Consider the following 17,213-nt stretch of genomic DNA (forward strand, 5'->3'; position numbering starts at 1 on the left):
AGCACCTTCCAAGACTCACGTGTCATCCCTTGCACACAGTTCCGAGAGCATTCGCAAACGGCGCTTGGGTTCGCTGACAAACGGATTGCGTTCGTCCCAGGCATAACCGGCGAGGATCGAGCTGATCATGCGGCGAATATCGGGCGAGCCGCCCTCATGATAAATCACGTCCTGGAAGGTGCCGGTGTACCAGCCTTCGACGTAGCAACGGAAGGTGTCGACGCCGCGCTTGAGCGGTTCGGCGAACTCGGTTTGCCAATCAACGCTTTCACCTTGCAGTTGGCGGTGCAGAACAGCAGCGGCCATGCTCGCCGAGCGCATGGCGATGGTCACGCCGGAGGAGAACACTGGATCAAGAAATTCCGCCGCGTTACCCAGCAGGGCAAAGCCCGGGCCGTGCAGGGTTTTGACGTTGGCCGAATAGCCACCGATGGTCCGTGCGGGCGTATCCCACACCGCGTTGTTCAGCACGCCGGCCAGGCTCGGGGTTTCGGCTATGAAACCGCGCAGGCATTCGTCCAGATCATGGGTGCGACCTTCGAAATGTTCAGCGGCCGCCACCACCCCGACCGAGCAACGACCGTTGCTGAACGGAATGGTCCAGAACCAGATGTCGCGGTGGATCGGGTGGGTGGTGATGAGGATTTTTTCCCGCTCGAAAGCCGGGTTGTCGATATGGTCTTCGACGTGGGTGAATACCGCCTGGCGCACCGGGAAATTCGACGGTGCTTCAAGATCGAGCAGACGAGGCAGCACGCGACCGTAGCCGCTGGCATCGAGCACGAAATCGGCTTCGACGCCGTACTGGCTGCCATCCTCGCGCAGCACATCGAGTTGCGGTTTCGGCAGTTTGAAGTCGACGCTGACAATGGCTTCACCGTAACGGACTTCCACGCCTTGCAGTGCTGCTTGATCGGCCAGCAACTTGTCGAAATCGGCGCGCTGGACCTGGAAAGTGGTCGGCTTGCCCTTACTGAAGGTGTCACCGAAATCGAAGGCGCTGTACTGCTCGCCCCAAGCGAATGCAGCACCGTTTTTCAGCTGAAACCCCGCGGCGTTTACCGCGTCGAGCATGCCGGCTTCTTCGACGAAGTCCAGGCAGTGGGACAGCAGGCTTTCGCCGATGGAAAACCGTGGAAAATGCTGGCGTTCGATCATCAGCACGTCGTGGCCATTGCGCTTGAGCAGCGCGGCAGCGATGGCGCCCGAGGGGCCTGCGCCGATCACTACTACCTGGCGACGTTCCATTTCAATTGTTGGCACGTGAGCTCCTTGCCGGGACGGCGATGTTCATGGGGGTTCGTTGCATGCCGGCAAGGGCCGGCAGCAGTGTCGCGATCAGGCCCATCACCATCAGCGCGAAATACAGCGCCGCACTGATGAGCTGTTGTTGCAGCAGCAGGTTGAGAAAGACGATCTCGCTCAAGCCGCGGATGTTCAGCAGGATACTTTCCCGCCAGCGGCTGGCGCCTTCAAACGAAGCGCCGGCCCAGCCGAGACCCAGCCAGTTGCCGAGCAGTTTGCTGGCAATCGGAAGCAGCAGCAGTGCCACCAATTGCACCCAGCCGAGGCTGGCCATGGCGCTGTGCACATTGATCTGCACGATGCCGAAGGTGAGGATCAGCGGGATGGCGATGTAGGTTTGCAAGCGACTCATCAGGATCACCGGCAATGGCAGTACCAGCGGCACCTTGCGCGCGGCCATGCAGAGCAGGTAACCGATGCCGAAAATCAGCGCATTGAGTTTGAAGTGTTCGGCGACCACCAGCAGCGCGAAGAAGCAGCCGCTGTACAGCAGCGGTTGGCGCAAACCGATCAGGCGCAGCAGCAACGGCAGACAGGCGCCCGCCAGCGGCAGCAGCAGACTACTCGCGTGCAGGCTGCCTTGAGCGAAACCGAACAGGGTCCAGCAGGTGAGGTCGATGAGGATTGCGGTCTGTACCAGCCGCCGGGTCGCGGTGGGCGGGTAGTTGATGTGCCGCAGGTACAGATACAGCACCGGAATGGCGGTGATGGCGAACACCAGGCCGACCGCCAGCGAACTGATCCATGACTGCGCAGGCAGCAACCACACCGCAGTCGCCAGCCCGCAGGCGAATGGAATGCAGAAACTCGGCAGGGCGATTTTCAGGCTCTGGCGGTCCAGTCGCAGGTCGATCACGTCGCTGAGGATGTGCCCCAGCAGCAAGGCAAAACTCAGGCTGTAGAGGTTTTTCAGCCACACCGGCGAGATCAGGTCGGCACCACTGAGTTGCCAGCCGGGTTCGATCCAGAAGTACATCAGCAGCGGCAGGCCGAAGGTCGCCAGTAGCAGTTGGCTGACGATCGGGATCACACCGAAGTGACGGCCGACGCGGGTTGCCACGGCGAACAACGCCAGGGCCATCAGCCAGAACAGGACGATCATCATGCGGCCGACTCCGTGACGGGGACGGCGTGAACCTGGCGTCCGGCCCAGGGTGCCAGAATGAAGCTGAAGGCCAGCCCCAGGCTTACCGACAGACCGAAGTTGCTCACCGCCGGCGTGCTGGACACCGCCAGCAACCCGAATGACAACCAGGTGGTTACCGCCGCTAGCAAGGTGCCCAGCAGGCTCACCGCCGCGCCGCCGATTTGTTCGCGCATGAGGATCGCGTAGTCGACGCTGATCGCTGTCACCAGCAACAAGCCGAACAGGCTGAACAACGTCAGTGGCTGACCGAGCCAGCCGAGACTGGCCAGGCTGCACAGGGCGGCCAGCAACGGCAGGGCAACGACGCGCAACGCGCCGCCGAGGCCGAACGGCAGGATCAGCACCAGCACGATCAGCACGCAAGAGGCGAGTTTCAATTCAGCGGCGCTGATCTGGGTCTGGGCAAAAACGTTGTTCAATTCACCCAGGCGATCGACCAGCTCCACCCCCGGTAAATCCAGCGCCTGAACCCGCAGCAGGGAAGGGTTGTTCAGCCCTTGCAGGCTGACCATCGCGGCGACGCCGTCATTCGTCGGGCCCAGCCACAGGGCGCGATAGGGCTCGGCCAAAGGACCGGCCAGTGACGCGTCAATGTCTTCGGTGGGCAACGCCTGCAACTTCGCCAGTTCGGCATGCAGCGCTTCTGCCGGCACGCCGACGTCGAGCAGCGGTTGCCAATACTGCGGCAATTTGTTCAACGCTTCGCGTACTTTGCGCTGTTCGCTGGGTTGGCTGACCAATTGATTGAGTGACAGGTAGCCGTGGAGTTTTTCCAGATTGACCAACTGATCCAGGCGTTCGCTCAGCGCGGTCTGCCGCTCCAGCAATTCTTGCTGATTGGCCCCCCGCACCAGGAAGAATTGGCTGGTGGGCTGATACCCGGTGATGCGGGCAATGGTCTGCGCTTCGTCCGTCAATTGCTGCGGCGCGCCGACCCATTGGCGAATATCGTTCCTGGTATCGAGCTGCAACAGACCGCCGACGCAGAAGGCAATCAGCAGCGCGAGCAGCACCGGGGTACTTGCCACTTTGAGCAGTGCTTCACGCAGGCCCAGCAAAAACTCGGCGACGCGCAGCGGCCATTGCGCGGGGCGCAGGTCTGCGCCTTTGAGCAGGGCCGGCAGCAGGCACACGGCGGACAAGTAGGCGCCGAGCAGGCCGGCGGCGGAGAACACGGCAATCTGGGTCAGCGCCGGGAACGGCGTCCAGGCCAGGGCCAGGTAGCCGATGCAACTGGTGATCAGGCTCAGCGTCAGGCCCGGCAAGGTCAGGCGCAACGCTGGCCAACTGTGCCAGGGCTTGAGGCTCCAGCTCTTGGACAGGTAATGCAGCGGGTAATCGACGGCGACGCCGATCAAGCTCGAACCCAGCACCAACGTCATCACATGCATGTGACCGAACAGCGCCACACACGCCACGGCGCCAAACAACATGCCCACCAGCACCGGAACGAAGGCAAGCAATACGCGCCAACGCCGGAAGGCCAGCAACAGCAGCAACAGAACCCCCGCCGTGGCACCGCCACCGACCCAGGTCATCTCCCGAGTGGCCTGCTGCTGTCCGGCGGCGGCGTAGAGCAGGCCGCTGGCCGCGAGCAGCTGCACGTCGGCCTGAGCGGCTTCTTCACGACTGATTGCCAGCAGGTCCGCCACTTGCAGCGGCAGGTTCATGTCGAAAGCATTACCGGTGGTCTGCGCGCGCAGCAGTACCCAACTCTGGCCGTCGGCATCGGCGATCAGCGCGCCGCTGCCGATATCGAGTTGCACGGCGCCGTGCTGCGGCTGGCTATTCTGGATGCGCCCGGTCAGGCCCAGCCAGTCATCCTGACTCGGGACCAGACTGAAACCGGTAAAGGGGTCGAACAGCGCTTGTACCCGTTGCTGAATGAAGGCGTCGGGATGTTCGATGAGTTGCTGTCGGTCCGTTGGCGCGAGCATCGCCAGGCGACCGTTGAGCAGTTGCGTGCGCAGTGCTGGCAAGTCGGCTTGCAGGTTCCACTGGACCTTTTCGAACAGGCCGCTGGCCTGCCACTGATCACCGAGTTTGCGGGCCATGGCAATGGCTTGTTCACGGTTCTTGTGCCCGACCAATACCAGCATTTCGCGGTTCAGCGGCTCTTGCATGCGTTGTTCGGCGCGCAGTTCCAGCGCGTCCGGCGCCGTGCCTGGTACCAGTTCCATCAGGTTGGCCGACAGCGGAGCGCCGTCACGCCATTGCCAACCGGCGAGCGCGAGCACTGCCACAAGCAGGATCAGAAACAGCCGCGGCAGCATCCGTTCACTCGGCAAAGTCATGTTGCTCCGCATCACTCAACGGTTGGTCGCTGGTACTGTCCTGCAGGCGCAAAAGGGTACTGTCGCCCTGGGTTTCCAGCAGTTCGATGCTGTGCACAAGGTCGCCGCCGGTGATGTTGATTTGATTGAACACTTGCTTGAGCAGCATCGAACGCGGGACCAGTGTGAGCTTCCAGTTCTGGGCTTCGCCACTCAGCGAAAGCTCGAAATCCCGTTGCAGCCCGCTGCTGTCGCCCTGCAACACGGCGAGGAACAACCGGTTCTGCTCGGCGCCGGCGCTCTTGCTCGGCAGCATCTGCCAACCGTTGGCATCACGTCGGGCAATGCCTTTGGCGCTGATGCGGTAATCCTGTTGCAGCGGGGTTTTCAACAGCCAGAGCAGGCCGTGGTTTTTCGCCAGGACAAAGGTGCCCTTGCTGGTCAGCGGCTGCGGCAGCGCGCGCAAGTGTTTTTCCTGGATGAAGTTGCCGTGGATCACATCCGGTCTGGCCAGCTGATCGCTGAGCTGCTGCAGATCGAAGGCGTTGGCCAACGAGGACAACCCGAGCAGCACCAGGGTAGCGAGGCATTTGCAGAGCGCGTTCATGCCAGCGTCCTTTCAACGGCGTCGGTGAAGACCTTGGGCGAGGCCAATTGCATTTCGCGGCTGCTCATGTCGACCGCGACTTGCACGGAACTGGCGCGGGTCAGGCGTTCACCGGTTTGCAGATCGCTGATCAGGTAATTGATCTTCAGACGGTTCTCCCATTCCACCAGATTGGCGCGCACGTTCAGCTTCTGACCGAACACCGCGCCGCGTACATAACGCAGCTGCAGGTCGATCACCGGCCAGGCGTAACCCGACGCCACCATGGCGTCGTAGTTGTGGCCGATCTTGTCCAGCAGCGCACAGCGGGCGACTTCCAGGTATTTGACGTAATGACCGTGCCAGACGACGTTCATGGTGTCGACGTCAAAGAACGGCACGAGGATTTCCGTATCGGCATGAAGCACTCCCTTGCTACGCATGCAGCCTCCAGTGTTGCTCGGCAATACGCTTCAGGCACAGGCGCAATTCGCCTTCCAGGGCACGGTCTTCGATGACGGGCGGGAAGTCCCCGGCCAGTTCCTCATGCATGGCGGCCAGGGCCGGTGGCAATGGGCGCGCATCCTCGGCTTTGCTGCGCAGCCAGACGCCCTGGTTGGCCGCCAGCAGCGTGGCGGCGGCGACCTGTTCGGTCAGCTCCAGTACGCGTATCGCGTCCCGGGCGGCGATGGTGCCCATGCTCACCTTGTCCTGGTTGTGACACTCGGTGGAGCGCGAGAAGACGCTGGCCGGCATGGTGTTTTTCAGGGCCTCGGCCGTCCAGGCGCTGGTGCCGATCTGCACCGCCTTGAAACCGTGGTTAAGCATCGCCCGGTCGGCTGTGGCGCCGGACAGGTTGCTCGGCAAGCCGTGGTTGTAACGCTCGTCCACCAGCAGGGCAAGTTGACGGTCGAGCAGGTCGGCGACGTTGGCCACCAGGTTTTTCAGGCTGTCCATGGCGAACGCGATGTGGCCACCGTAGAAGTGCCCGCCGTGTAGCACGCGCTCGGCTTCGGCATCGATAATCGGGTTGTCGTTGGCACTGTTGAGCTCGATCTCGATGAACGAGCGCAACCAGTTAAGGCTGTCGGCCAGCACGCCGAGCACATGGGGCGCGCAACGCAGGGAATAACGGTCCTGCAGGCGATGCAACGGCGCGGTCGGCGCATCGATCGCCAGATCCTTGCGCAACCACGCCGCGACTTGCATCTGCCCCGGATGGGGTTTGGCGGCGAACAGGCGCTCGTCAAAGTGTTCCGGATTGCCTTGCAGGGCGACAACGTTCAGCGCAGTGATGCGCGTGGCCAGTTGCAGCAAGTAATCCGCACGAGCGAATGCCAGGCAGGCGAGGCCGGTCATCACCGCGGTGCCGTTCATCAGCGCCAGGGCTTCTTTTGGACGCAGCACCAGCGGTGCCCAACCAAGCTGGCGATGTACATCGCCAGCTTGTCGGCGTTCGCCACGGAACATCACTTCGCGTTCGCCGGACAAGGTCGCGGCGACATAGGACAACGGCGTCAGATCACCGCTGGCGCCGACCGAACCTTCTTCCGGGATCAGCGGCAGGATGTCGTGTTCGAGAAAGGCTTGCAGGCGCTCCAGCAGTTCCACGCGAACCCCGGAGACCCCGTGGCACAGCGACTGCAAACGCGCCGCCAGCACCGCGCGCGTGGCCTGGGCGTCGAGCAGTTTGCCCAGGCCGCAGCCGTGGAAGGTGTACAGATGACGAGGCAGGGCCTCGACGTGATGCAGCGGCACCGCGACCACACAAGAATCGCCGTAACCGGTGGTCACGCCGTAGATCACCCCTTCCTTGTCCAACAGGGAATCGAGGAATCGCGCACCCTTGGCGATGCGCTCGCGGTACGCAGGGTCGTCCTGCAGCTGCGTCGGCACCTGACGGTTGGCCAGGGCCAGCACGTCTTCGATGCGCAAGGGGAGTTCGCCGAAGGTTACCGGCTCAAGCGTTGACGTCGTCATCGGTCTTCCAGAAAGGGTAAAAGTTGAACCATTGTTGGGGCGCTTGCAGGCAATAGTGACCCAGGCGTTCGGCGTAGCGGGAAGCCCACTGATGAATGACCTGTTCGCGGTCACTGCGTTTCCACACCACAGCCTCGGTAAACGGTTCGAGGGTTACTTGATATTGGCCTGTCGGTTTCTTCAGACACATCAGCAGGTGGATCGGGCATTTCAGCAAGCCGGCCAGCAGCCACGGCCCTTGCGGAAACGCGGCCAGATGGCCGAGGAAATCCACCGTTACGCTGCGCCCGCCGTGCAGCGGCACGCGGTCGCCGGCAATCGCCAGCCACTCGCCGCGCTCCAGGCGTTCATGCAGTTGCAGCATGATCACTGGGTCCAGCTCGCTGACCTGGATCAGCCGCAGGTTGGTCGCGCCGGCTTCGCCCAGTAGACGGTTGAATTGCTCGGCGTGTTTGGTGTGTACCAGCACGTTCATTGTGACTTTCTCACCGATCTCCGCCAGTGCGCGGCAGACCTCGAGATTGCCCAGGTGCGCCCCCACCAGCATTTGCCCGCGAGTACCACGCAATTGCTTGCGCAGCAGTGCCGGGTCGATGATTTCGATCTGCTCGATGCTCAGTTTGCCGTTCCACACGTCAAGCTTGTCGAGCATGGAATCGGCAAAGGCCATGAACTGGCCGAACACGCGCCAATGGGTCGGACGCAATTCGCTGCGCCCGCTCCAGTCGGCGAGCCGCTGCTGGTATTGCCAGGCGCTGTGGCGGGCATTGCGCCCGAACAGGAAAAAGTACAGCACGATGCCGTACAACAGCGGGCTCAGCAGTCGACGGCCGAGCACTTTGGCGCCGAACGCCGTGAGCTTCATCAACCAGAAACTGCCGCGTTCCTTGCGATCGGCCCAGTGTTGGCTGTCTGTGTTCATGTTCGCCACCGTCGCCAGAGGATCGCAGGGGCTCGCACTAACATGCCGAAGAACAGGCGGGTGTGCATGCTTGAAATCAGCACGTTGTCGTGGAACATGCGGAAATGCGAGACGCCATCCAGCGGGTAATGGACTCTGGTTTGCAGCCACTGCATCGGGAGGTTGCGCCAGGCCAGACGCACCAGAATGTCGGAGTCGAAATCCATGCGTTTGCCGATCTTCGCCGAGTCGATCAGCGCCAGGGTCGGTGGCAACGGGTAAACGCGGAAGCCGCACATGGAGTCGCGAATCCGCAATGACAGCGTGTTGATCCAGACCATGACGTGAGTCAGGTAACGGGCGTACAAGCGACCTTTGGGCACGCTCTCGTCGTACTGCGGATAGCCACAGATCACTGCCTCGGGATGCAGGCGGGATTGTTCGATGAAGGTCGCGACGTCCTGCAGGTCGTGCTGGCCGTCGGCATCCACCTGTAAGGCATGGCTGAACCCCAGGCGCGAAGCTTCACGGAAACCGGTCATGACGGCGGCGCCCTTGCCCTGGTTGGTGGCGAGCCGGATCAGGAACACTTTGTCGCGCTGGGCCAGTCGGTCCAATACCGCGGCGCAGGCCTTATCGCTGGCATCATCCACCAGAAGGCACGGCAAGCCGCTGGCGAGCACGGCATCGACTACCGTGGTGATGGCGGTTTCGTGGTTGTAGACCGGGATCACGGCGCAGGGGTTATGCATCACCTGCAGCCTCCAGCAAAATCCGCCCGCTGGAGCAGGTGGCGGTCTCATTGCGATAGGCGAAATACAACTTGCCGCGGGCGGGATCGAACCGCAGGTGCAGTTGCACTTCATCGCCCGGGCGCACCAGTTGCTGGAATTTCAGCACCTCCATGCCAGCGAATTTCGCCGGCAGGTCCATCAATTGCTGGCCCAGGTTCAGCGCCCACTCCATCTGCACCACGCCCGGCAATACCGGTGCCTGGGGGAAATGGCCGCTGAAATAGGCGAGGTCCGGTGGCACCGCCAGTTGCAGGCTCCACTCGCCGTCGACTTCAACCTGTTCCAGCACCTCTGGCGCCTTCGGTCGCGGTGCCAGGAGCAGGGCTTCAACGTCGACCTGGGGCAGTTTGCCCTGGGCGGTCAACGGCAGCTGCCGCAGCAGGCGCCAGCGGCGTGGCAGGGCGATTGCTTCGCAATGCTGGCCCAGGTGCTGACGCAATGCTTGCGTGAGGGTGCGCCGGCCTTGATTGCGCAGGGCATGCAACCCCTGTTCGCTGAGCACCAGCAACACACCTAATGAGGCACGGTTTTCCTGAATGACGCCAAGGCGCGCTTCGGCAACCCATGGGTGATCCAACAAAGCCTTTTCCAACATCGGCAGCGAGATACGTTTTTCTTCCAGTTTAACGATCCGGTCCAGCCGCCCCAGCAATTCGAAACGGCCATCGGTTGCGATTCGCGCGGCATCCGCAGTGTGTTCGATATGGCCGGGCGGCAAGTAGGTCGAGGCGATGAGCAGCGCGCCGTCGCTGTCCTGGCTCAGTTCGATGTCAGCAAAGGGCTGCCAGAGATCCTGTGCCTGCCGCCAGGCGATGCCACCGGTCTCCGAACTGCCGAAGATTTCCGTTGGCCACTGATTCAGGCGCTGGTGCAGGCTTTGAGCGGCCTCGGCCGGCAGCGCGCCGCCGGAGGAAAACACTCGCCGAACGGCACTCAGGGCCAACCAGTCGAGATTGTCGCCCATGCGCTTGAGCAGCGCCGGGCTGGCGACCCAGGCGAACGCCGGGTGTTCACGGCTGGCGCGCTGCAAATCTTCCGGGAAGGCCAATTGCTTGCGCACGAACGAGCGTCCGGCACACAGCGGCCACAGCACCCGGAACAGCAAGCCGTAGATGTGCTGGGTGGCGACGCTGCCGATTATGCAGGCTTCACCCAGATCGGCGCCCCATAGATGCTCCAGTGCCTGGACTTCATTGGCCAGTTGGCGCAGGTTTTTGTCGATGCGTTTGGGTTCGCCACTGGAGCCGGAGGTGCACAGGCTCAGCTGACAGCGATCCAGGTCCAGCGTGGCGGCGATCAGGGGCGAATGTCGATAATCGCTCAGGTGCGCATCCTCGGCCTGATCGGTCAGCCACACATCGACCTCGCTCGACCAGCGCTGGCGCGTGCGGGCTTGCAAGTCGGCAGGCAGCAGCACGCTGACCCCGGCACGCCAGGCGCCGAGCAGGGCAATCGCCAGGTCGGCGGCGTCTTCGAGGTGCACGGCAATGCGCCGCACACCCTGGGCTTGCAGGCTGGCGGCCAGGCGCAACGCCTGCTCGCACAGTTGTGCGTGATTCAGCGCCGGCCCCGCCGTTACGGCACGTTCCGGCTGATGCTTGAGCAACAGGTGCTCAAGTTTTATCCAATTCATGGGTGGCCTCGTACCCGTTGTCGTATGAGCCATTCAATGGCAAACAGCAGGCCTACCAATCCGTAGGAAATCAGGCCGGTGTACAACATCCACCACTTCAGCGGCGCCCAGAGGGTCAGGGCGGCGGCGAGCAATCCGTTACAGAAGAAAAACACACACCAGACGATCGTCACTTGCCGGGTATAGACGATCGCCCTGGCGGGCAGTTGCGGTTCACGCATACGCGCCAGGCGTTCGACCATCGGCGGACCGTATTTCAGGCTCAGCCCGAACAGCCCGAGCATGAATACGCTGATCAGTACTGGGTACCAGCGCAGCAACAGCGGACTGTCGAACAGCGCCAGCAGCAGGCAAAAAACCATCGCGGTGACTGCCATCCACAGACTGCCAGGCTTGCGCGCACCTAACAGTGCCCGGGCCAGCCACAGGCTGCCCAGCAGCAGACCAAACTGCTTTGGTGCGAAGTGTTCCATGCCGAAATACACCGCAAAGGGGTACAGCAGGCCTGCCAGCAGCAGGCCAAGGCCGATCAATCGACTCATGCGGCCGGCTGAACCAGACGGTAGACCGCCTCGACCACGTCGCTGACGGTACGCACCGATTTGAATTCTTCGGCGGCGATTTTCTTGCCGGTCTGGCGTTTGATGTGGTCGATCAGGTCGACCGCGTCGATGCTGTCGATTTCCAGGTCCTGATACAAGTTGGATTCGAGGTTCACACGCTCGGGGTCCAACTCGAAGAGTTCGACCATGGCATCGCGCAGGGTGTTGAAAATGTCGTCACGAGTTTGCATGGTCCGGTCTCAAGCTGCCTGTTTTGCAGTGACGAACGCCGCAAGGCTCGCCACGTTGCTGAAGTGATTGCGCGTGTCCTTGGCGTCGGCGTCGATTTTGATGCCGTACTTTTTCTGGATGGCCAGGCCGAGTTCCAGGGCGTCGACCGAATCCAGGCCCAGACCTTCACCGAACAGTGTCTGGTCGTCGTCGATGTCTTGTGCGCTGATGTCTTCAAGGCCCAGGGCTTCGATGATCAGTTCTTTGATTTCACGGTGTAGATCGCTCATCTTCGGCGAGCTCCTTGATAAAGTAATGATGCAGATAATCGTTGAGCTTGCGCGAAGCCTGTGGAGCAGGTCCCAGCGCAGCGAAGGCTTGTGGGTCTATATCGGCCCCGACACGGAAACTGAAGTGCACGCGACGTTTGGGGATCCGATACCAGGGTTCGGCCTTGGTCAATGTGGTGGGGCTGACCTTGATGATCACCGGGGTGAGAATTTTCGCACCGCGCAGTGCGATCGCCGCGGCGCCCCGATGAAAGGCCGGCGCTTCGTCTGGCTGGGTGCGAGTGCCTTCGGGAAAGATGATCAGGGTCTGACCACTTTTCAGCGCGTCAGCAGCAGTATCGAGCATGTCCATACTGCCATCATTGCTGATGTATTCGGTGCGGCGCAGTGGGCCGCGGGTAAAAGGGTTCTTCCAGAGGCTTTGTTTGACCACGCAGTTGGCATGGCGCACCAGGCCGATCAGGAATACCACGTCGATCAGCGACGGGTGATTGGCGATGATCATCTGCCCCGGCCGGCCAAGTTTTTCAGCGCCCTGGATGTCGTAGGTCAGCACGCCGGTGCGAGCCATGAACCGCACAAAAAACCAGAAACAGCGACTGACGGTTTGCCGTGCCCGCAATCGATGCGCCTGGGCGTCGCCGGGCAGGTAGCCCAGCAGCGGGAAAACCACCAGGCGCAGGCACAGCCCGCCCAACCCGAACAGGGTGAAGCTTGCCGCGGTAGCCAGCAGACGCCAGTAATAGGCGTCGCGGTTTTTATTTGTTACAGGTTGCGTTGCCAGGTCCATACACGATTTTTCCAGGCATGTTGGCAGGTAGTCTGCTGGCCGAGCAGGGTACGCAAGAGATTCAAGGCATGGGGCCAGCGGGCTTTGGACAACTCATCCGGGATGCTGTTCAGGGACAGCTGCCAGTCATTGCCGGGGGTAATCAGCAGACCGACTGCGTAAGGGAACGGCACATCGTCGATCCAAGTGGAATAGGCTTCGGGCGGCTGCTCTTCGGTGACCACCAACAGGACCGCCGACGCACCCTCGGCAAGCAATGCCGCCGCCTCTAGCACGCCGTTTTCAAGGCCGTCGCCGGCTGCCGCGAGAGCCGTCATTTCACTGGTTTCGCCGCGCAGTATCGACCACAGGCCGATGACTGCGTTGTGCACCGACAGACTGAACTGGGTAGGCGACAGCGGTTGATCGGCTGCCAGGTCGCGGAGTATTTCAAAGGTACGCGGGGTTTCGCCGTGGCGGGAAATAAAGACCAACGGTAAGTCCTGCCGACCCGCCGCCAATGGCCAGCCAACACTGAACGCCATCCGTGCCAGGCGGCTGAGTCGCCGGCGCTGCATGGCTGGCAGAAAAGAGACGTCGGGGGCGCCATCGCTGCCCTGGAGCACGACCGGTTGTCGGCACCAGGCCTGCCAATCGTCCACGCTTTCGAGCCCTGGGGCCCACGCGCGCCATTGGGCGATGTTGAAGTTGATCACAGACATTCATCCCGCCCCTGCGGGCTTACTTGACGCAGTGAATCGCAAAAACAGCGACAGACCCTACGAGGCGCTTCGCGCCGAGTGGCGCGCATTATCGCGGTGCGGCGAGTCCGTAGCAAATGCTGGTTACATTTTGCTCAACAAACGTACCGGTTGGTTTGCATCGACCTGTCGTATGGCCATTATCCATGTTGCGGCAGGTATGTCTGTCGGCTCTTTTTGCAATCACTGGATGACTCTGCGGCTTTTTCATCAAGAGATCGCACCTGACTATGTAGTCCCTTTACCGATGAGGTAGCTAAGCAGCGCCATGGACTACTACACTCGGTCATTCTTTGATACACGGAGGTTTTGACATGCGGCGCGTGGTGTTCAATCAGAAAGGTGGCGTAGGCAAATCGAGCATTGCCTGCAATCTGGCGGCGGTCAGTGCCAGCGAGGGTTATCGCACCTTATTGGTGGATCTCGATGCCCAGGCCAACTCCACTCAGTACCTGACAGGGCTCACCGGCGATGACATCCCGATGGGCATCGCCGATTTCTTCAAGCAGACGCTGTCGTCCGGGCCGTTCTCGAAAAAAACCCGGGTCGATATCTACGAGACTCCGTTCGATAACCTCCATGTCATCACCGCCACGGCCGAGTTGGCTGACTTGCAGCCCAAGCTCGAGGCCAAACACAAGATCAACAAGCTTCGTAAATTGCTCGAAGAGCTGGACGGCGAATACGACCGCATCTATCTCGATACGCCGCCAGCACTGAATTTTTATGCGGTTTCGGCATTGATCGCCGCTGACCGTGTGCTGATTCCCTTCGATTGTGACAGCTTCTCGCGTCAGGCGCTGTATGGCCTGCTGGCGGAGATCGAAGAGTTGAAGGACGACCATAACGAAGGTCTGGAGGTCGAAGGGATCGTCGTCAATCAGTTCCAGGCCCGTGCGAGCCTGCCCCAGCAAATTCTCGACGAACTGATCGCCGAAGGTCTGCCGGTGTTGCCGGTTTATCTGGGTAGCTCGGTGCGCATGCGCGAGTCGCATCAGGCGAACACGCCGCTGATTCATCTTGATCCGCGGCATAAGCTGACCCAGCAGTTCGTCGAACTGCACAGCCTTCTCGAAAACACCTGATGACGGATGTGGGAGCGGGCTTGCTCGCGAAAGCGGACTGTCAGTCACCAGCAATGTCGACTGTCAGGCCGCTTTCGCGAGCAAGCCCGCTCCCACAGTGATTTGCGGCGAACTTCAGATCCCCTGACTGCGCAACCAGCTCATCAACTGTGGTAACGGAAAAGCCCCGCTCTGGCGTGCCACTTCCCGGCCGTTCTTGAACAGGATCAGGCTCGGAATCGAGCGAATCCCCAACTGCGCCGACAACTGCTGATTCGCTTCGCTATCCAGCTTGGCCAGCCTGCACTTGCCCGCCAATTGCCCCGCCGCCTGCTCGAACACCGGGGCAAACGATTTGCACGGCCCGCACCATTCCGCCCACACGTCCACCAGCAACGGCAGATCGCCCTTGATCTGGCTGGCGTAATCGCCTTGTTTCAACTCGAAAGGCTTGTTCAGCAAGACCTCGGCCTTGCAGCGCCCACATTTTGGGTGGTCACTGAGACGCTCGGCAGGTATGCGGTTGAGGCCGTTGCAATGGGGGCAGGGGATAAGCAGTGGGTCGGTCATGGAGAATGTCCTGTAGAGAAGCCGATCCCTCCTATGTGGAGACTTCTGCTCACATTTTCAATCAGGCGAATGGGCGCGGTCTGGCTAGGCTGAGAGAGCGCTGATCGCGCACCACCTGTCTATTTACGAATATCGCAACTTGCGATATTTGCGATTTGTGATTAACTGACCCATAGCAAAATGCGATAAGCAGATTGCATGCATGTGTTCTCGGAAAAACGAATATGGGAATCCAAGGAAAAATGGCCAAAGGCAGCGAGTGCGCTCGATCAATGGTATCGATTGGTCAAGCGAAACAAGCCTGGCGACTTTGCTGCGATGAAAGCGCTTTTTCCTGCAACCGATAAGGTCGGCGAGTTTCATGTGTTCGACATTGGAGGAAACAAACTGCGATTAATTGCTGTTGCGAGGTATCAGGTGCAGAAGCTGTACATCAAACATGTGCTGGACCACCGCGAATATGACAGGGGTAAATGGAAGGAGGGGAGAGAATGAGTGCACTGATCAAGAAGGCTGCTGAGCACTGGGAGTTTGTGTCGCCGGTGCTGCGCAAACCAAAAAACGAAGACGACTACGATTCATTGGTTCAGGCTCTCGACGAGTTGCTCGAGATGACCGGTGAGGATGAGTCACATCCTTTGATGAGTCTGGTGGATATCATCGGTGACTGGATTGAGGACTGGGATCGCAAACATCACCCGATGCCAGTGGCCAGTGGCGTTGACGTGCTTCGCTACCTGATGCGCGAACATGGCCTGAGCCAGAGCGGACTGCCCGGCGTGGGCACCCAGTCGGTAGTCTCCGAGATCTTGAGTGGCAAGCGCCAGCTCAACCTGCGCCAGATTCGCTGGCTGGCCGAGCGCTTCGGTGTGTCGGTGGAGACCTTTATCTAACTAGCCTCACGACGAACAACTGATCTCCAGATGCTTGCCCCACTCCGGTGGCCGCTCTGCATAGGACTCCATTCCAGGCTGCTCCTCGAATGGATTGCTCAGCACCGTATGCAGTCGACGAACTTCTGAATAATCGCCACTTTGCGCGGCATCGATGGCTTTTTGCGCCAGGTAATTGCGCAAGATGTAGATGGGGTTGACCGCATGCATCCGATTGCGGCGCTGTTGCTGATCTACCTCGCCTTCACGGGCAACCCGCGCGACATAGCGTTCACCCCAGGCATCGAAGCCCTTGATGTCGACGAAGTCATCGCGCAAACGGGCCAGCGCCTGCTCAGGTGATTCATCCCCCAGGCGGCGGAAGAACAGGCTGTAGTCGACGCCGCTGTTCTGCATCAGTTGCAACAGTTGCTCCAGCAATTTCTGGTCATCGTCCTCGGCGCTGGTGAAGCCCAGGCGGCGGCGCATCAGGTCCAGGTAGTGGGCCTGGTACAGCGGCAGGTACAGGCCGAGGGTTTCGCGCAGGGCTTCGACGCTGATAAATGGCGTCAGGGCCTGGGCCAGGGCGCTGAGGTTCCACTGGCCGATCGGCACCTGGTTGCTGAAGGAATAACGGCCCTGGTCATCGGAGTGATTGCAGATGAAGTGGGCATCGAAATCGTCGAGGAAGGCGAAGGGGCCATAGTCGAAGGTGATACCGAGGATCGACATGTTGTCGGTGTTCATCACCCCGTGGCAGAAGCCATAGGCCTGCCACTTGGCGATCAGCTCGGCGTTGCGCTCGACGATTTCGCGGAACATCGCCAGATAGGGTTCCGGCTGTTCCAGGCACTGCGGGAAGTGCATGGCCAGCACGTGGTCGCCGAGTTCTTTTTGTTTCTCGGGGCGTTTGGTGTAGTAGAAATATTCGAAATGCCCAAAGCGCACATGGCTGGGTGCCATGCGCAGGACCATGGCCGCGCGTTCCTGCGTCTCGCGCCAGACCGGGGTATCAGAGCCGATCACACACAGTGCCCGGGTGGTCGGGATGTTCAGGGCATTCAGCGCTTCGGAGGCGAGAAATTCGCGGATCGATGAACGCAATACCGCGCGTCCATCGCCCATGCGCGAAAAGGGCGTCTGGCCGGCACCCTTGAGATGCAGGTCCCAATGTTCACCGGCTTCGTTGTACACCTCGCCCAGCAACAAGCCGCGACCGTCGCCCAGCTGAGGGTTGTAGGAGCCGAACTGGTGCCCGGAATAGACCATTGCCCTGGGTACCGCATCGGCCCATAGCTTATGGCCGCTGAACAATTCGGCGAACTCAGGGGTTTCGGCCACGGCCGGGTCGAGGTCGAGCAGCGCCATGGCGGCGGGGCTGGCCACCACCAAGCGCGGATTGTCGATGGGCTCGGGCAGCACATGGACGGAAAACGTGTCGCCCAGGCGGGCGAAACGATTATCGAAGGTCAGTTCGTCGAGGGCTTTCAAGGGC

General features: G+C 61.0%; 19 protein-coding genes. 3 read left to right on the forward strand and 16 right to left on the reverse strand.

What is annotated here, in order from left to right:
* Nucleotides 1–15: 15 nt before the first annotated feature.
* Genes ACA041_RS01965 through ACA041_RS02030 form a run of 14 tightly spaced genes read right to left on the reverse strand, consistent with a single transcriptional unit; the run spans nt 16 to nt 13,173 of the window.
* Nucleotides 16–1,263 carry an NAD(P)/FAD-dependent oxidoreductase gene (locus ACA041_RS01965; protein WP_497439644.1) on the reverse strand — a complete coding sequence of 416 codons (1,248 nt, stop codon included), beginning with the start codon at nt 1,261–1,263 and terminating at the stop codon, nt 16–18.
* Nucleotides 1,250–2,410, reverse strand: coding sequence for a cation:proton antiporter (locus ACA041_RS01970; protein WP_497439645.1), 1,161 nt, complete (start codon nt 2,408–2,410; stop codon nt 1,250–1,252). The genes ACA041_RS01965 and ACA041_RS01970 overlap by 14 nt, the downstream gene beginning before the upstream one ends.
* Nucleotides 2,407–4,746, reverse strand: coding sequence for an MMPL family transporter (locus tag ACA041_RS01975; protein ID WP_497439646.1), 2,340 nt, complete (start codon nt 4,744–4,746; stop codon nt 2,407–2,409). The genes ACA041_RS01970 and ACA041_RS01975 overlap by 4 nt, the downstream gene beginning before the upstream one ends.
* Entirely contained in the window at nt 4,730–5,332 is a 603-nt protein-coding gene (locus ACA041_RS01980) for an outer membrane lipoprotein carrier protein LolA (RefSeq protein WP_497439647.1), read from the reverse strand. Before ACA041_RS01980 ends, ACA041_RS01975 begins: the two co-directional genes overlap by 17 nt.
* Nucleotides 5,329–5,754: an acyl-CoA thioesterase gene (locus ACA041_RS01985; protein WP_497439648.1), complete on the reverse strand. Its 426-nt coding sequence runs from the start codon at nt 5,752–5,754 to the stop codon at nt 5,329–5,331. The genes ACA041_RS01980 and ACA041_RS01985 overlap by 4 nt, the downstream gene beginning before the upstream one ends.
* The gene (locus ACA041_RS01990; protein WP_497439649.1) at nt 5,747–7,291 is read right to left on the reverse strand and encodes an HAL/PAL/TAL family ammonia-lyase; all 1,545 of its coding nucleotides are present in this window, start codon (nt 7,289–7,291) and stop codon (nt 5,747–5,749) included. The genes ACA041_RS01985 and ACA041_RS01990 overlap by 8 nt, the downstream gene beginning before the upstream one ends.
* The gene (locus ACA041_RS01995) at nt 7,272–8,213 is read right to left on the reverse strand and encodes a lysophospholipid acyltransferase family protein (protein ID WP_497439650.1); all 942 of its coding nucleotides are present in this window, start codon (nt 8,211–8,213) and stop codon (nt 7,272–7,274) included. The genes ACA041_RS01990 and ACA041_RS01995 overlap by 20 nt, the downstream gene beginning before the upstream one ends.
* The gene (locus ACA041_RS02000) at nt 8,210–8,944 is read right to left on the reverse strand and encodes a glycosyltransferase family 2 protein (RefSeq protein WP_497439651.1); all 735 of its coding nucleotides are present in this window, start codon (nt 8,942–8,944) and stop codon (nt 8,210–8,212) included. The genes ACA041_RS01995 and ACA041_RS02000 overlap by 4 nt, the downstream gene beginning before the upstream one ends.
* Nucleotides 8,937–10,619, reverse strand: a complete 1,683-nt coding sequence (locus ACA041_RS02005) for an ApeI family dehydratase (protein WP_497439652.1) — start codon at nt 10,617–10,619, stop codon at nt 8,937–8,939. Before ACA041_RS02005 ends, ACA041_RS02000 begins: the two co-directional genes overlap by 8 nt.
* On the reverse strand, nt 10,616–11,161 hold the full coding sequence (locus ACA041_RS02010; RefSeq protein ID WP_497439653.1) for a COG4648 family protein: 546 nt from the start codon (nt 11,159–11,161) through the stop codon (nt 10,616–10,618). The genes ACA041_RS02005 and ACA041_RS02010 overlap by 4 nt, the downstream gene beginning before the upstream one ends.
* Nucleotides 11,158–11,412, reverse strand: a complete 255-nt coding sequence (locus ACA041_RS02015) for an acyl carrier protein (RefSeq protein ID WP_497439654.1) — start codon at nt 11,410–11,412, stop codon at nt 11,158–11,160. The genes ACA041_RS02010 and ACA041_RS02015 overlap by 4 nt, the downstream gene beginning before the upstream one ends.
* Before the next feature lie 9 nt (nt 11,413–11,421).
* Nucleotides 11,422–11,682 carry a phosphopantetheine-binding protein gene (locus ACA041_RS02020; protein WP_497439655.1) on the reverse strand — a complete coding sequence of 87 codons (261 nt, stop codon included), beginning with the start codon at nt 11,680–11,682 and terminating at the stop codon, nt 11,422–11,424.
* Nucleotides 11,663–12,472: a lysophospholipid acyltransferase family protein gene (locus ACA041_RS02025; protein WP_497439656.1), complete on the reverse strand. Its 810-nt coding sequence runs from the start codon at nt 12,470–12,472 to the stop codon at nt 11,663–11,665. The genes ACA041_RS02020 and ACA041_RS02025 overlap by 20 nt, the downstream gene beginning before the upstream one ends.
* On the reverse strand, nt 12,448–13,173 hold the full coding sequence (locus tag ACA041_RS02030) for a beta-ketoacyl synthase chain length factor (protein ID WP_497439657.1): 726 nt from the start codon (nt 13,171–13,173) through the stop codon (nt 12,448–12,450). Before ACA041_RS02030 ends, ACA041_RS02025 begins: the two co-directional genes overlap by 25 nt.
* Nucleotides 13,174–13,526: 353 nt before the next feature.
* Here ACA041_RS02030 and ACA041_RS02035 point away from each other — a divergent pair, with 353 nt between their 5' ends.
* Nucleotides 13,527–14,297, forward strand: coding sequence for a ParA family protein (locus ACA041_RS02035; RefSeq protein ID WP_497439658.1), 771 nt, complete (start codon nt 13,527–13,529; stop codon nt 14,295–14,297).
* A gap of 114 nt (nt 14,298–14,411) precedes the next feature.
* Here the strand turns inward: ACA041_RS02035 and trxC are convergent, their stop codons facing one another.
* A complete protein-coding gene (gene trxC / locus ACA041_RS02040; RefSeq protein WP_497439659.1) occupies nt 14,412–14,846 on the reverse strand; it encodes a thioredoxin TrxC in 435 nt (144 codons plus the stop codon).
* 198 nt (nt 14,847–15,044) lie between these two features.
* Between trxC and ACA041_RS02045 the strand changes: the two genes are divergently transcribed.
* The gene (locus tag ACA041_RS02045) at nt 15,045–15,341 is read left to right on the forward strand and encodes a type II toxin-antitoxin system HigB family toxin (RefSeq protein ID WP_497439660.1); all 297 of its coding nucleotides are present in this window, start codon (nt 15,045–15,047) and stop codon (nt 15,339–15,341) included.
* Nucleotides 15,338–15,739, forward strand: coding sequence for a helix-turn-helix domain-containing protein (locus tag ACA041_RS02050; protein ID WP_497439661.1), 402 nt, complete (start codon nt 15,338–15,340; stop codon nt 15,737–15,739). The genes ACA041_RS02045 and ACA041_RS02050 overlap by 4 nt, the downstream gene beginning before the upstream one ends.
* A 6-nt stretch (nt 15,740–15,745) precedes the next feature.
* Here the strand turns inward: ACA041_RS02050 and selO are convergent, their stop codons facing one another.
* On the reverse strand, nt 15,746–17,209 hold the full coding sequence (selO, locus tag ACA041_RS02055) for a protein adenylyltransferase SelO (RefSeq protein ID WP_497439662.1): 1,464 nt from the start codon (nt 17,207–17,209) through the stop codon (nt 15,746–15,748).
* Nucleotides 17,210–17,213 lie beyond the last annotated feature (4 nt).

Source organism: Pseudomonas sp. LBUM1676 (genome assembly GCF_059695605.1).

Bases quoted from the DNA above. Each gene is read 5' to 3' on its own strand.
- ACA041_RS01970 (WP_497439645.1), bottom strand. From the start codon at position 2,410: ATGATGATCGTCCTGTTCTGGCTGATGGCCCTGGCGTTGTTCGCCGTG.
- ACA041_RS01975 (WP_497439646.1), bottom strand. From the start codon at position 4,746: ATGACTTTGCCGAGTGAACGGATGCTGCCGCGGCTGTTTCTGATCCTG.
- ACA041_RS01980 (WP_497439647.1), bottom strand. From the start codon at position 5,332: ATGAACGCGCTCTGCAAATGCCTCGCTACCCTGGTGCTGCTCGGGTTG.
- ACA041_RS01985 (WP_497439648.1), bottom strand. From the start codon at position 5,754: ATGCGTAGCAAGGGAGTGCTTCATGCCGATACGGAAATCCTCGTGCCG.
- ACA041_RS01990 (WP_497439649.1), bottom strand. From the start codon at position 7,291: ATGACGACGTCAACGCTTGAGCCGGTAACCTTCGGCGAACTCCCCTTG.
- ACA041_RS01995 (WP_497439650.1), bottom strand. From the start codon at position 8,213: ATGAACACAGACAGCCAACACTGGGCCGATCGCAAGGAACGCGGCAGT.
- ACA041_RS02000 (WP_497439651.1), bottom strand. From the start codon at position 8,944: ATGCATAACCCCTGCGCCGTGATCCCGGTCTACAACCACGAAACCGCC.
- ACA041_RS02005 (WP_497439652.1), bottom strand. From the start codon at position 10,619: ATGAATTGGATAAAACTTGAGCACCTGTTGCTCAAGCATCAGCCGGAA.
- ACA041_RS02010 (WP_497439653.1), bottom strand. From the start codon at position 11,161: ATGAGTCGATTGATCGGCCTTGGCCTGCTGCTGGCAGGCCTGCTGTAC.
- ACA041_RS02015 (WP_497439654.1), bottom strand. From the start codon at position 11,412: ATGCAAACTCGTGACGACATTTTCAACACCCTGCGCGATGCCATGGTC.
- ACA041_RS02020 (WP_497439655.1), bottom strand. From the start codon at position 11,682: ATGAGCGATCTACACCGTGAAATCAAAGAACTGATCATCGAAGCCCTG.
- ACA041_RS02025 (WP_497439656.1), bottom strand. From the start codon at position 12,472: ATGGACCTGGCAACGCAACCTGTAACAAATAAAAACCGCGACGCCTAT.
- ACA041_RS02030 (WP_497439657.1), bottom strand. From the start codon at position 13,173: ATGTCTGTGATCAACTTCAACATCGCCCAATGGCGCGCGTGGGCCCCA.
- ACA041_RS02035 (WP_497439658.1), top strand. From the start codon at position 13,527: ATGCGGCGCGTGGTGTTCAATCAGAAAGGTGGCGTAGGCAAATCGAGC.
- trxC (WP_497439659.1), bottom strand. From the start codon at position 14,846: ATGACCGACCCACTGCTTATCCCCTGCCCCCATTGCAACGGCCTCAAC.
- ACA041_RS02045 (WP_497439660.1), top strand. From the start codon at position 15,045: ATGCATGTGTTCTCGGAAAAACGAATATGGGAATCCAAGGAAAAATGG.
- ACA041_RS02050 (WP_497439661.1), top strand. From the start codon at position 15,338: ATGAGTGCACTGATCAAGAAGGCTGCTGAGCACTGGGAGTTTGTGTCG.